Annotated in this window: 9 protein-coding genes and 1 pseudogene; 8 read left to right on the top strand and 2 right to left on the bottom strand. The window is 71.5% G+C overall.

Annotation, left to right across the window (positions count from 1 at the left end; all coding sequences use genetic code 11):
- Positions 1 to 194: 194 nt before the first annotated feature.
- A complete protein-coding gene (locus tag ACFYWM_RS03740) occupies positions 195 to 1,397 on the bottom strand; it encodes an ROK family transcriptional regulator (RefSeq protein WP_389908090.1) in 1,203 nt (400 codons plus the stop codon).
- Between the two features lie 160 nt (positions 1,398 to 1,557).
- On the opposite strand from ACFYWM_RS03740, the gene zwf reads away from it, so the two are divergent.
- The 3 genes from zwf (at position 1,558) to ACFYWM_RS03725 (ending at position 6,144) form a co-directional block, all read left to right on the top strand.
- Positions 1,558 to 3,033 carry a glucose-6-phosphate dehydrogenase gene (gene zwf / locus ACFYWM_RS03735; protein WP_389908088.1) on the top strand — a complete coding sequence of 492 codons (1,476 nt, stop codon included), beginning with the start codon at positions 1,558 to 1,560 and terminating at the stop codon, positions 3,031 to 3,033.
- 68 nt (positions 3,034 to 3,101) lie between these two features.
- On the top strand, positions 3,102 to 4,997 hold the full coding sequence (gene edd, locus ACFYWM_RS03730) for a phosphogluconate dehydratase (RefSeq protein ID WP_389908086.1): 1,896 nt from the start codon (positions 3,102 to 3,104) through the stop codon (positions 4,995 to 4,997).
- A 190-nt stretch (positions 4,998 to 5,187) separates the two neighbouring features.
- Entirely contained in the window at positions 5,188 to 6,144 is a 957-nt protein-coding gene (locus tag ACFYWM_RS03725) for a glucokinase (RefSeq protein ID WP_389908084.1), read from the top strand.
- 119 nt (positions 6,145 to 6,263) lie between these two features.
- Here the strand turns inward: ACFYWM_RS03725 and ACFYWM_RS03720 are convergent.
- Positions 6,264 to 7,370: pseudogene (locus ACFYWM_RS03720) on the bottom strand (RNA-guided endonuclease InsQ/TnpB family protein).
- A gap of 122 nt (positions 7,371 to 7,492) precedes the next feature.
- Here ACFYWM_RS03720 and eda point away from each other — a divergent pair.
- From eda to ACFYWM_RS03695, 5 genes are all read left to right on the top strand, one after another.
- Positions 7,493 to 8,104: a bifunctional 4-hydroxy-2-oxoglutarate aldolase/2-dehydro-3-deoxy-phosphogluconate aldolase gene (eda, locus tag ACFYWM_RS03715; RefSeq protein ID WP_389908082.1), complete on the top strand. Its 612-nt coding sequence runs from the start codon at positions 7,493 to 7,495 to the stop codon at positions 8,102 to 8,104.
- Between the two features lie 259 nt (positions 8,105 to 8,363).
- Complete coding sequence (locus tag ACFYWM_RS03710) at positions 8,364 to 9,611, top strand: TIGR03118 family protein (RefSeq protein ID WP_389908081.1); 1,248 nt, start codon at positions 8,364 to 8,366, stop codon at positions 9,609 to 9,611.
- A gap of 1,368 nt (positions 9,612 to 10,979) precedes the next feature.
- A complete protein-coding gene (locus ACFYWM_RS03705; protein WP_389908080.1) occupies positions 10,980 to 11,600 on the top strand; it encodes an AAA family ATPase in 621 nt (206 codons plus the stop codon).
- A 67-nt stretch (positions 11,601 to 11,667) separates the two neighbouring features.
- Complete coding sequence (locus ACFYWM_RS03700) at positions 11,668 to 11,994, top strand: cupin (protein ID WP_389908078.1); 327 nt, start codon at positions 11,668 to 11,670, stop codon at positions 11,992 to 11,994.
- 426 nt (positions 11,995 to 12,420) lie between these two features.
- Entirely contained in the window at positions 12,421 to 13,578 is a 1,158-nt protein-coding gene (locus ACFYWM_RS03695; protein ID WP_389908076.1) for an AI-2E family transporter, read from the top strand.
- The last annotated feature ends 175 nt before the right edge of the window (positions 13,579 to 13,753 follow it).

Genomic DNA, 13,753 nt, shown 5'->3' with positions numbered 1-13,753 from the left:
TGGATTTTCAGTGTCGAAGTCAGGGGGCGCGCGCCGCGACATGCCGGAGACCGGCTCGGACGGCCGGAACGAACGCTCGGGCTCAGGAACTGCGCGAAAGCTCAGGCGCGGAGCCGGTCCAGACGCTCGGGCACGGGAACGACTCGGGCGCGAAAACAGCTCAGGCGCGGGAACGGCTCAGGCGCGGGAACGGCTCAGGCCAGGGAGCGGACGGAGCGGAGCGGCTGCCAGCCCGCGGAGTCGACGGCCTCGGGCGACAGGATGTTGTCCAGGACCATGTGGGCGCAGCCGATGATCCCGGCGCTGGGGCCGAGCCTGCTGCGCTCTATGCGCAGGTTGCGGGTGGCCAGGGCCGTCGAGCGGCGGTGGATGACCTCGCGTACCCCCGAGACCATCGGCTGGAAGGTCTCCGCGACGTCGCCGCCGAGGACCACCACCGAGGGGTTGAGCAGGTTGACCGCGCTGGCGACGACCTCGCCGAGCATCCGGGCGGCGTTGCGGACCACGGTCATGGTCTCCGCGTCCCCGGCCCTGACCAGGCTCACCACGTCGGCCAGGGTCGTGACCTCGTGCCCCATGTCACGGAGCCTGCGCAGGATCGCGGTGCCGCTGGCGATGGAGTCGACGCAGTCGATGTTGCCGCAGCGGCAGAGGACTCCCCCGCCGTCGCGGACCGGGATGTGGCCGATCTCCCCGGCGGCGCCCAGCGCCCCCCGCAGGATCTCGCCCCCGGCGATGACCCCGGAGCCGATCCGGGTGGAGACCTTGATGAACAGCAGGTCGTCGGCCTCGCCCGCGTAGATCTCGCGGTGCTCGCCGATCGCGATGACGTTCACGTCGTTGTCGAGGAAGACGGGGACGGGGAAGCGCTCGGCGATGATCGGCGGGATGGCCACGCCGGTCCAGCTGGCCATGATCCGGGCGCTCTCGGTGCGGCCGGCCGCGAACTCCACCGTGGCGGGGACCCCCAGGCCGACCCCGCGGATCAGGGAGGCGGGACGGTCGCCGAGCAGCTCGCTCCAGGTCTGCATGACCAGGGGCAGGACGACGTCCGGCCCCTCCTCGACGTCCACGGACAGGGCGGCGCTGGCCAGCACCTCGCCCGCGAGGTCGCAGACCGCGACCTGCGCGCGGCTCGCGCCCAGGGAGCCGACCAGGACGACCCCGCCCGAGGCGTTGAAGGCCAGGCGGGTGGGCGGGCGGCCTCCGGTCGAGGGGCCCTCGCTGTCCTCCACGACCAGACGGCGGTCCAGCAGCTCGGTGACGCGCAGGGAGACGGCGGGTCTGGACAGGCCGGTGACGCGCCCTATGTCCGCGCGGGTGACGGCCTCGCCGGAGCGGATGAGGCGCAGCACCTCACCGCTGGTGGCCAGCGCGGCAGCGGGACGTCGAGGCATCCGCCAAGTGAATCACACCCACTTACGAAATGAAAACTTCCTACTTTCTCATCTCAAATTACAAAACTCCGCTTGTGCAGAGCGCAAGATCTAGCTACTGTCCGATCTATACCTAATTTTGATAGATCACTACCGGTAGATCACTACGGAGCGCAGCCCCATGTCTGAGACCCCGCAACCCGCCGACCTCATCGTCTTCGGCGGCACAGGCGACCTCTCCATGCGGAAGCTCCTGCCCGCGCTCTACCACGCCGACCGCGACGGGCGTCTCGCCCCCGAGACCCGGGTGATCGCGATGTCCCGCGGCGGGCTCGACGACGCCGACTTCCGCGGCAAGGTGGACGCCGAGGTACGCGGTTCGGTGCCGGTGGACGACCTCGACACCTGGCAGCGCTTCCTCGGCCGCCTGCACCACGTCACCGTCGACATCGGCGGCCAGGACCCGACGGGGTGGGCGAGGCTCGCCGGGATGCTCGGCGGGCACGAGCGGCGCGACCGGGTGTTCTACCTGGCCAGCCCGCCCATGACCTTCGGCCCCTTCTGCCGGGAGGCGCACCGCGCCGGCCTGGTCACCCCCGCCTCGCGGGTGGTGCTGGAGAAGCCCCTCGGCCGCGACCTGGCCAGCGCGTTGCGCATCAACGACGAGGTCGGCGCCATCTTCGAGGAGCGGCAGATCTACCGCATCGACCACTACCTCGGCAAGGAGACGGTCCAGAACCTCCTCGTGCTCCGGTTCGCCAACGCGTTCCTGGAGCCGATCTGGAACTCCCTCTGGATCGACCACGTCCAGATCACCGTCGCCGAGACCGTGGGCACCCCCGGCCGCCGCGGCTACTACGACCACGCGGGCGCGCTGCGCGACATGGTGCAGAACCACCTGCTCCAGCTGCTGTGCCTGGTGGCGATGGAGCCGCCGTCGCGCAACGACCGCGAGTCGATCCGCGACGAGAAGGTCAAGGTCCTGCAGTCGCTGCGGGCCGTCACCGGCGGCGAAGTGGACCGTTTCACCGTACGCGGCCAGTACACGGCGGGCGAGTCCGGCGGTGTCCGGGTGCCCGGCTACCTCGACGAGCCCGACAACACCGCGCCCACCGAGGACTCCCGCCGGGTGGAGACCTTCGCCGCGATCCGCGCCGAGGTGAAGAACTGGCGCTGGGCCGGCGTGCCGTTCTACCTGCGGACCGGCAAGCGCATGCCGAACCGCTGCTCGGAGATCGTGGTGCAGTTCAAGGACGTGCCCCACTCGATCTTCCCGGGCAGCACGCCCAACCGGCTGGTGCTGCGGCTGCAGCCAAGCGAGGGCATCCAGCTGAACATCATGGCCAAGGAGCCGGGCGCGGGCGAGGTGGCGCTCAAGCCGGTCCCGCTGAGCCTCAGCTTCGCCGAGACCTTCACCGGCCGGGTGCCCGAGGCCTACGAGCGGCTGCTCATGGACGTCCTCACCGGCAACCCGACCCTGTTCATGCGGCGCGACGAGGTCGAGGCCGCCTGGCGGTGGATCGACCCGATCCTCGCCGAGTGGGAGTCCCAGGGCACCCCGCCCGAGCCGTACCCGGCGGGCAGCGCCGGCCCCGCCTCCGCCCACGAGCTGGTCGGCCGCAGCGGCCGCGTCTGGCACGAGGAGGGACAGGCGTGAGCACGCGAGCCGGACAGCCGGCCCCGAACGACCGAGAGAACCATGCCGACCACGACCGAGGAGGCCGGATGCATCCCGTGATCCAGGAGGTGACCGACCGCCTGGTCGAGCGCAGCCGCCCCAGCCGCACCGCGTACCTGAACCGGCTGCGCGCCGAGGCCGACGCGGCCCGGCTGCGCGGCCCCGCCAGGGCGAGCCTGGGCTGCGCCAACCTGGCGCACGGCTTCGCCGGCGTGGGAGAGAGCGACAAGCGGGACCTGCGCGCCAACGTCAAGCCGGGCGTGGCGATCGTGTCGAGCTACAACGACATGCTGTCGGCGCACCAGCCCTACGAGGCCTACCCGGCGATCCTCAAGGCGGCCGTCAGGAAGGCGGGCGGCGTCGCGCAGTTCGCCGGGGGCGTGCCCGCGATGTGCGACGGCATCACCCAGGGGCGGGCGGGCATGGAGCTGTCGCTCTACAGCCGCGAGGTCATCGCGATGGCCACCGCGATCGCGCTCTCGCACGACATGTTCGACGCCTCCCTCATGCTCGGCGTCTGTGACAAGATCGTTCCGGGTCTGCTGATCGGGGCGCTGCACTTCGGCCACCTGCCCGCGATCTTCGTCCCCGCCGGGCCGATGACCTCCGGCCTGCCCAACAAGGTCAAGGCCCGCACCCGGCAGCTGTTCGCCGAGGGCAAGGTCGGCAAGGACGAGCTGCTCGACGCCGAGGCGAAGTCGTACCACTCCCCCGGCACCTGCACCTTCTACGGCACCGCCAACTCCAACCAGGTCATGATCGAGGTCATGGGCCTGCACCTGCCCGGCTCGACGTTCGTCAACCCGCGCACCGAGCTGCGCGAGGCCCTGACGAAGGCGGCGGGCAGGCGCGCGGTCGAGCTGACCGCGCACGGCCCCGAGTACACCCCGGTCGGCGAGGTCGTCGACGAGAAGTCGATCGTCAACGCCTGCGTGGCGCTGCTGGCGACCGGCGGCTCGACCAACCACACCATGCACATCGTCGCCATCGCCGCGGCGGCCGGCATCGAGCTCCTGTGGGACGACCTGGCCGCGCTGTCGAAGGCCGTGCCGCTGCTGACCCGCATGTACCCCAACGGCCAGGCGGACGTGAACCACTTCCAGGCCGCGGGCGGCATGCAGGTGCTCATCGGCGAGCTGCTGGACGCCGGGCTGCTGCACGGCGACGTGCTGACGGTCGCCGGGCGCGGGCTGGACCACTACCGCTCGGCCGCCGAGCTGAAGGAGGGCGAGCTGGTCTGGGAGGAGCGTACCGAGGGCAGCACCGACCTCGACGTGCTGCGCCCGGTCTCCGACGCGTTCTCCGCCGACAGCGGCATCCACATGCTCGACGGCAACCTGGGCCGCGCGGTCAGCAAGGTCTCCGCGGTCAAGGACGAGCACCTGGTCATCGAGGCCCCGGCCAAGGTCTTCGACGACCAGCTGGAGCTGCTGCGCGCCTTCGACACGGGCGAGCTGGACGGGCAGGACTTCGTGGCGGTCATCCGCTACCAGGGGCCCAGCGCGAACGGCATGCCCGAGCTGCACAAGCTCACCCCGCCGATGGCGGTGCTGCTGGACAGGGGCCAGCGGGTGGCGATCGTCACCGACGGCCGCATGTCCGGCGCGTCCGGCAAGGTCCCGGCCGCCATCCACCTGTCGCCCGAGGCCGCCGACGGGGGGCCCATCGCGCTGGTGCGCGACGGCGACCCGATCCGCCTCGACGCCGCCGCCGGAACCCTGGAGCTGCTGGTCCCCGCCGGGGAGCTGGCCACCAGGTCGCCCCAGGGCGCGCCGCTCACCGACGCCCAGTGGGTGGGCACCGGCCGCGAGCTGTTCGGTGCCTTCCGCCGCGCGGCGGGCCCGGCCGAGCGCGGCGCGGGCGTCTTCGCCCTGAACGGCCACGCCGAGGCCGTCGCGAACGGCACCCGCCTGGCGACCGCCCAGAGCGGAATCCGTGCGTGAGGGCGCACACCACCATCTCCTTCGCGCGCCTTGAACTCGCACGGTCCACGTTCGTACGGTCCGCGTTCGTACGGTCCGCGCCGGGCGGGCCGGCCGGGTGGCCCGTGGGGGTTGGACGGACCGTGGGGGTTGGACGGACCGTGAACGTCGGGTGGCCCGTCCGGGTCGCGCGATCCGCGAAGGAGATCATGTGAGCCTCCCCTGGCTCGTCGCCGACATCGGCGGCACCAACGCCCGCTTCGGGCTGGTCACCGAGCCCGGTGGACAGCCCGAGGCGGTGGCCGTGCTCGCGGGCGCGGAACACGATGGCCTACCCGAAGCCGTAGCCGCCTATATCGCAGATCATGCGGGCGGAGTTCAGCCGGGAGCCGCGTGCCTCGCGATCGCCGGGCCCGTGGAGGGCGACCGCTACCGGCTCACCAACGCCGGGTGGACGGGGTCGGTACGCGACCTGGGCATCCCGAACGCCTGGCTGCTCAACGACTTCGAGGCCCTGGCCGCGTCCCTGCCGTACCTTCGGGGCGACGACCTGGTCTCCCTGGGCGGCCCCGAGCCCTCGCACGGCGTCAAGGCCGTGCTCGGACCCGGGACCGGTCTCGGCGTGGGCGGCCTGGTGCCCGCGGCCGAGGGCTGGGTGCCGATCCCCGGGGAGGGAGGGCACGTCACCGCGCCCGTCCTCGACCGGCGCGACCACGAGATCGTCCGGGCACTTCGCGCGGACGGCCTGGAGCACGTGGTGGCCGAGCACCTGCTGTCGGGGCCGGGCCTGTCGCGCCTGCACCGGGGGCTCGCGCTCGTCCACGGGACGGACGCGCCGACGCTGTCCGCCTCCGACATCGTGGCCCGGATGGACGACTCGCTGTGCGCGGAGACCGTCGAGGTCTTCTGCGCCATGCTCGGCACCTTCGCCGGGAACGTCGCCCTCACCCTCGGCGCGCGGGGCGGCGTCTACCTGGGCGGCGGCGTGCTGCCGCGTATCGTGGACCGGGTCCGCTCCAGCGACTTCCGCCGTCGCTTCGAGGCCACCCCGACCCTGAACGACTACCTGTCCGGCATCGCCACGGCGCTGATCGTGGCGCCCCAACCCGCCCTGACCGGCGCGGCGGCCTGGCTGAACCAGCGCCTGTCCACCCTGGAGTTCGCTTGACATCCTCCCCACGGCTAAAGCCGGGGGACTCCACCCCTCACGGGTTGGGTTTCCTGCTTCACCGGGCCGGGCCTTCACCGCTTTCGCGGATCAGGCCTTACCAGCCCTCCACAGGCGTTTCAGCTCTCCGCCAGCCCGGCGGCGAGAATGTTCTTCGCGGCGTTCACATCCCGGTCATGGGACGCGCCGCAGGCACACACCCAATTCCGGACACTCAGGGGCATGGACCGCCGGGTCGTGCCGCACGCCGAGTACAACTTCGACGAGGGGAACCAGCGGTCCACGACCAGCGACTCCCGTCCGTACCACTGTGCTTTGTACTCCAGCATGGACCGCATCTCCCGCCACGAGGCGTCCGAGATCGCGCGAGCCAGGCTGTGGTTCTTCACCATGGTGCGGACGGTGAGGTCTTCGATCACGACCGTTTGGTTCTCACGGACGAGACGAGTGGTGACCTTGTGCGGATGATCACGGCGACGGTCGGTGATGCGGGCGTGGACACGGGCGAGCGCGAGCCTGGCCTTCTGCCGGTTCGCCGAGCCCTTCTCCTTGCGGGCGAGATTGCGCCGAGCCTTGGCGAGCTTACGGCGGTCGGCCCGCTCATGCCGAGGGTTGACGATCTTCTCTCCGGTGGAGAGCGTCGCCAACGCCGTGATACCCACATCCCCCCCGACCGTGTTGGCTGTCGGAGGGAGCGGGGAGATGCGGTCCTCGCACAGGATCGACACGAACCAACGCCCCGCCGCGTCCTTCGACACCGTCACCGTAGACGGGTTCGTGTCCTCGGGCAGGGGGCGCGACCACACGACGTTCAGCGGGCCGTCCATCTTCGCCAGAGTGATCCGGCCGTCTCGGTAGGTGAACGCCGAGCGGGTGTACTCGGCGCTGAGCCGGGACTTCTTGCGGGACTTGAACGTCGGGTACTTCGCGCGCTTGGCGAAGAAGTTCGCGAACGCCGCTTGCAGGTGCCGCAGCGCCTGCTGCAGCGGCACCGACGACACCTCGTTCAGAAACGCCAGCTTGTCGGTGCGCTTCCACTCTGTCAGCTTCGCCGAGGACTCCACCTAGGAGACACGACGGCCTTCGAGGGTGTAGGCGCGACCGCGCTCTTCCAGCGCCTTGTTGTACACCAGGCGGGCGCAGCCAGGCGTCCGGGCGAGCTCTTCAGCCTGCTCTGGAGTCGGGTAGAGGCGGAATTCGAAAGCCCGCTTCACGATCTGCGCCACGCCCCACGTTCTACCGCACGATCAGTTAAGCGCGCATGGGTATTCGATTCCCGACCACGCGGCAACGTGCCACGTTTCCTCCCCAGGGCTAAAGCCCGGGGTCTCCACAATGGAGGTATCCGATGAGTCTGCTCGACATCGCCCCGGTCGTCCCGGTCGTCGTGATCGACGATCCGGAGACCGCGGTCCCCCTGGCCCGCGCCCTGGTCGCGGGCGGCCTGCCGGTCATCGAGGTGACCCTCCGCACCGACGCCGCCCTGGACGCCATCGCGCGCATCGCCGCCGAGGTCCCCGAGGCGGTGATCGGCGCGGGCACCATCCGCACCCCGGCCGACGTGGCGGCCTCCGTGGCTGCCGGTTCCAAGTTCCTGGTCAGCCCGGGAACCACCCCGGTGCTGGTCGACGCCATGGAGGTCAGCGGGGTGCCGTTCCTGCCGGGCGTGGCGACCGCGTCGGAGGTCATGGCGCTGGCCGACCGCGGGGTGACCGAGATGAAGTTCTTCCCCGCCGAGGCGGCCGGCGGCCTGCCGTACCTCAAGGCGCTCGGCGGCCCGCTGCCGCAGGTCAGGTTCTGCCCGACGGGCGGCATCAAGCTCGCGACGGCCCCCGACTACCTCGCGCTGCCGAACGTGGGCTGCGTGGGCGGGACCTGGCTCACCCCTGCCGACGCGCTCGCCACCGGCGACTATCCCAGGATCGAGAAACTGGCCGCAGAGGCTGCCGCCCTGCGCTGACCCTCCCTGCTCGCAGACCTGGACAGACCCCGCGGACGCGTCTTCTCCTCCCTTGGCGCGCGCCGCGGCCATGAGTCACCGTGACCCGGTGTGACGCTCATGGGAACCGGCCCGTGGCCGCCCCACCAGGCGGTCACGGGCCGCCCTTTTCCGCTCTCCCGGCTCCTCCCAGGTCCGGGCCGTTCAAAACGGACTGAACCGCGCACGGACCCCACGCGTATCTCGCGGCGAAAGGCACTCCCTCACAGAGGAGCCATGAATGCGAGTACGCATCGTCACGATCTGCGCCACGGTTCTGGTCATGGGCGTCGCCGGTACGGCGTCCGCCGGGACCCACCAGGCGCAGGCCGGAGCGAAACAGACCAAGGCCGGCAGCGGCCCGGAGAAAGCCGGCGGGCAGACCCTGCGAAACCATTTCGCGGTCACCAACCTGGTCTCGGACGTCAGCGGCCGGGCCGCGGTCACCGACCCCACGCTGGTCAACCCGTGGGGCCTGGCCATGGGCAAGACCCTGTGGGTCTCGGCCACGGGCAGCGGCCTGGCCACGGTCTACTCCGGCGGCGCGGGCACCGTGAAGCAGGAGAAGACGCAGGTACGCGTCCCCGGCGGCAGGCCCACCGGGCAGGTCGTCAACAAGGGCGAGGAGTTCGTCGTCAAGGGGCCCGGCGGCTCCGGACCGGCGACGTTCATCTTCGCCAGCCCCAGCGGGGCGATCACCGGCTGGAACGCCGAGGCCGACCCGGACGACGCGATCATCAGCGCGTTCGTCAAGGGCGCCGACTTCAAGGGCCTGGCCCTCGCCGAGACGAACCGGGGGGCGATGCTGCTGGCCGCCGACTTCGCCCACAACAAGGTCCACGTCTTCGACGGCGACTTCGACCGGATCTCCTTCGGCCGCCGCGCGTTCCGGGACCCCGGCCTGCCGGAGGACTACGCGCCGTTCAACGTGGAGGTCGTGGGCAACTCCATCCTCGTCGCGTACGCCAAGCGCGACCCCGAGACCGGCAAGTCGGTGGCCGGGCAGGGCAAGGGGTTCGTCAGCCAGTTCAACGGCTCGGGCCGGTTCGTCGGCCGCTTCGCCGCGCGCGGGGCCCTCAACGCGCCCTGGGCCATGACGCTGGCCCCGAAGGGCTTCGGAGCCCACTCCGGCGCCCTGCTGGTCGGCAACTTCGGCGACGGCCGGATCAACGCCTACAACCCGCGCAACGGCCGCCCGCTCGGCCCGCTGCGCACCTCCGACGGCAGGGCCATCACCCTGGGCGGCCTGTGGGACCTGGAGCCCGGCACCGAGACCGTCGGCGGCACGAACGCCCTGTGGTTCAGCGCGGGCAGCGACGGCGGCACGCACGGCCTGCTCGGCGTGATCCGGCCCTCGGGAGCGGCCACCTCGAACTCCCCCACGAGCAACGCGTCGCCTTCGCCCACCTCCACGCACCCGAACTCCCACAACTCCGGCTCCAACAACTCCGGCTCCAACAACAACAGCTCCAGCAACTCCGGCTACTGAGTTCGTCCGTGGTGCCCCGGTGTGCACGCCGGGGATGACACGGCCCCTCCTCTCTTCCGCTCTTTTCACGCAGCGGAGTCGAAGACGGCCCTCACGGCGGATCGGCGCTCGGCGAGGTGCTCGCGCCAGGTACCGCCGGACGGCGGGAACGGCGTCCGTGAGAGCTCGAAAGCCTGCGGAGACCCGGTGGGACCATCGCGATGGCCCGGGTCGGTGAGGCAGGAAGCCTCAGAGGTGCCGCGGGAGCGGCACGGGCTGAATCATCGGCGCGTACGCCGGGGATCGCGTCAAAGACAGACCCCCGACGGGCGCCAGTGCCCGGGGTTATCTCCGGCGGCGCCGGCACTCCCACACCAGCGGACCGCGAGGCCGAGCCGACAGGCCGGCCCGCGCGGATCGTCGGGAGTGCCGGCGCCGCGGCGCACCCGGACCGGCGGCCGAAGGCCGGCGATCGGCAAGTGGCCGGTAGCCGGTGGCCAGTGGCTGACAGCCGGTGACCGGTGGTCGGTGGCGGGAATCGGTGAGCGGTGGCCGAAGGCCGGGGATCGGGACTTCCCGCTTCCCCTGGGGTGCCCCGGCGTGACGTCGTCCGGGAGAGTCACCCGCCGGTGACCACGCCACCGCCCGCTTTCCTTTAACCTTGAACGAACGAGGGGAGTACTTCCCAAGAACCGGCCCGGTCAATACGGACGTCCTGTGGCGTCCCCGGACGGTCGCCCGTGAGGTGCGGGTGAAGGAGACCTCGAATGGCCGAGCGCATTCGAGGAGCGAGCATGCCCCTGACAGTCCCCTCCCCCTCCGGGCACCACCTCACCGGCGTTCCCCCTCCACGGCGCCCTCCCCTCCGGGGCCGTGTTTCCGGGGCATCCCGGATCGTCCAGATATCTCGGGTATCTGGGATATCTCGCGCCCGCCGGGCATTCCCTGCCTGCCGGGCGTCCCGCGTTCGCCGGGCATTCCGTGTTCGCCGGGCGTCTCGTGTCTGCCAGGTGGCCGGTATCCACCGGGCATTCCCCGCCTGCCAGGTGTTCTCCCGTGCCCACCGGGCATTTCCCACCTGTCAGGTTTCCCGTGTCCACCGGGCGTGCCCTGCCCGCCGGGTTTCCCGTGTCCGCCCGGTCCTCCCGCACGACGCCCCTTCTCGCCGTACCCCCGCGGCGATCCGTCCCGCGGCCGTCGCCGGCTCGTACCGTTCCGGTCGCCGCCCGCCGTCATCTCCGGACGCGCCTCACGAGTAGCCCTCGGTCCGATCTTCGCCAGGTTCGTCCCCTCCGGTGACCGCCGGATCGACGGCGAACTCGATTCCGCCACTGGAAGGCTGCGAGACGCAATATGAGAGAAGTTCCCCATACCAGCGAGGTGCACGTGATGGCCAGCACACCGGCCGGCCGGTCCTCCGTCGAGGATCTGCGCTATCCGGCGGGATCGCTGGTGCTCCTCGCCGGGCTCCCCGGCGCGGGCAAGAGCACCCTGCTCGACCGGCTGTACGGGCTGCGCGGCGACGAGAGGGAGCCGGTGCGCGCCGGTGAGGCCCGCGTCATCGACTCGCGCCAGTCCCGCAACTGGTGGGCCCGCTACCTGGGCCCGGTCCCCCCGAGGGCCCGCATCCCGCTCGTGCACACCACCCACGTGGTACGGATCGCCCGCGCCCTGCTGAAGGGGCACGCCGTCGTCGCGCACACCCGCGGCACCTGGCCGCACATCCTGTACGGGTTCGCCTGGCTGGCCCGCAGGGTCGGCAGCGAGGTCCACCTGATCCTGCTCGACGTGGAGCCGAGGCTGGCCCGCGAGGGACAGCTCTCGCGCGGCCGGGTCGTCACGAGCGCGACCTTCGCCCGGCACTGCCGCCGCTGGCGAGTGATCATCGATCGCGCCCGCCGCGGAACGTTCCCCCCGGCCGCGAGCGTCACGATCCTCGACCGTCCCGCCGCCGACCTGCTCAGGGCCATCCGTTTCGACGAGCGGCCCGCCACGCGGCGGGACGGATGACTTTACCCTCGCCTGGTTCTGCGCCCCACCCGCCCAGGGCAGGTTCACAACGACCGGGAGGAACCGAATGATCGACGTACTGGCTCTCGCCGCGGAACACCTCGCCCTCGCCAGGGCGAGCACGCACGGCCGCAGCGCCCACACCTACCTCAACGAGGGCACCCTGCGTCAGGCGATCATCGCGCTGACCGCGGGAACGGCCCTCGGCGACCACGACGCCCCGCCGGCCGCGAGCCTGCACGTCCTGTCGGGGCGGGTCCGGCTCATCGACGACGAGCAGACCGTCGGGCTCGGCGCCGGCCAGACCGCCCCGATCCCGCAGCGGCGGCACTCGCTGGAGGCCGACGAGGAGTCGGTGGTCATCCTCACCAGCGTCGTCAACATCGGCGACTGAGGACGCCCCCGCGGCCCGCCCCTCATCGGGCAGGGGCGGCCGGGACGGCCAGGCCACCACGCCTGGGACCACCCACCGGCCGGACCGGGCGTCCGCACGGGGACGTGCCGTCCCGACGAAAGCGTCCCGGCCGCTCCGAGCACCCCGGTGCCTCGGCCGCTCCGAGAAGCCCGGCGTCCCGGCCGGTGACCGGAACGGCCGCCCCCGGGACGGGGCAAAAACGCGCGAGACAAAACGGGCAAGGCAAAACGGGAAAAGCGAGGACGGGCGAAGCGGAGACAAGCGAGGCGGAGACGGGCGAAGCAGGCGCTGTCGATCCGCCCCCGGGGCTCGTACGCCATCCGGCGGCAGGTCGGCGTTGTCCCGGTTCCGTTCCGGTTTCCCCCTCGGGTGCGGGCCTGATCGGACTTTGTCTAGGGTGTTCTCGTGCCTGCCACGCTGAACTCCAAGAAGACCCGCGCCGCGCTGCGCACCTCGGCGCGCATCTCCCTGGAGATGCTGCTCGTCGTTCTGATGGCCTCGGTGGTCCTGTGGATCCTGGGCCAGATGTGGTCAGTCATCTGGCCGCTCGTGATCGCCCTGCTCCTGACCACGCTGACCTGGCCGGTGACCCGCTTCCTGCGCCGGCACGGCTGGCACCCCACCCTGGCCGCCTCGGTCGTGACCCTGCTCTTCCTCCTGGTCGCCGCCGGCACCGTGGTGCTGATCGCCGTCCCGGTGGCCTCCCAGTCCGGCGAGCTGGCCACCGGCGTGAGCAACGGCATCAAGCAGTTGCGCGACTGGGCCTCCGGGCCTCCGCTGAACCTCGGCGACGACCAGCTCAGCAAGGCACTCGACACCGCGGTGACCCGCATCCAGTCCAGCGTCGGCAGCATCGTCACCGCCGCCCTCACCGGCGTGGGCACCGTGGTCAACGGCCTGATCACCACCGTCCTGGCGCTCTTCCTGATGTTCTTCTTCCTCAAGGACGGCCCGCGGTTCCTGCCCTGGCTGACCCGCCAGCTGCCCGGCCGCCTCGCCACGGACGTGCCGGCCCTCGCCACGCGCGGCTGGAACACCCTCGGCTCGTTCGTGCTCTCCCAGGCCTTCGTGGGCCTGCTCGACGCCGTCTTCATCGGTCTCGGCCTGTGGATCGTGGGCGTGCCGCTGGTCCTCCCGCTGGCCGTGCTGACCTTCGTGGCGGCGTTCATCCCCATCATCGGGGCCCTGTTCGCCGGCTTCGTCGCGGTCCTCATCGCGCTGGTCTCCAACGGCCCGACGGACGCGCTGATCGTGCTCGCCATCATCGTCGCCGTGCAGCAGCTGGAGGGGAACGTCTTCCAGCCCATGGTGCAGAGTCGCGGTCTGGGCCTGCACGCGGCGGTGGTCCTGCTGGCGGTGACGCTGGGCGGCAGCCTGGCGGGCATCGTGGGCAGCCTGCTCGCCGTACCGGTCGCCGCCCTGATCGCCGTGGTGTGGAACTATCTCCGCGAGCAGCTCAGCGACCCGCCGCTTCCCCCCTCGCCCTCGGAGCCGCCCCCGCTCCCGGAGCCGCCCTCGGAGCCGGAGACCGGAACGGCCGTCCCCGCGAAGAAGCCCGCCTGACGCACGCGCCCCGGGAGGGCGCGGACCGCCCCCGGTCGAGCGGCCCAGCGCGCCTACTTCCGCAACACCCTGGGCTGGTCCAACTTCCGCACCCCGGTGGTGGACGTCGGCCTGCGGGCCGGGAGCAACACGATCAGGTTCGGCAACTCCTCCACGGGTTACGCCCCCGACCTGG

Origin of the sequence: Streptosporangium sp. NPDC002721 (genome assembly GCF_042888905.1) — a bacterium.
In the GTDB taxonomy this organism is placed as follows: domain Bacteria; phylum Actinomycetota; class Actinomycetes; order Streptosporangiales; family Streptosporangiaceae; genus Streptosporangium.
The sequence above is the reverse complement of the archived record's forward strand: the minus strand, read 5'-3'. Positions and strand labels throughout refer to the sequence as shown.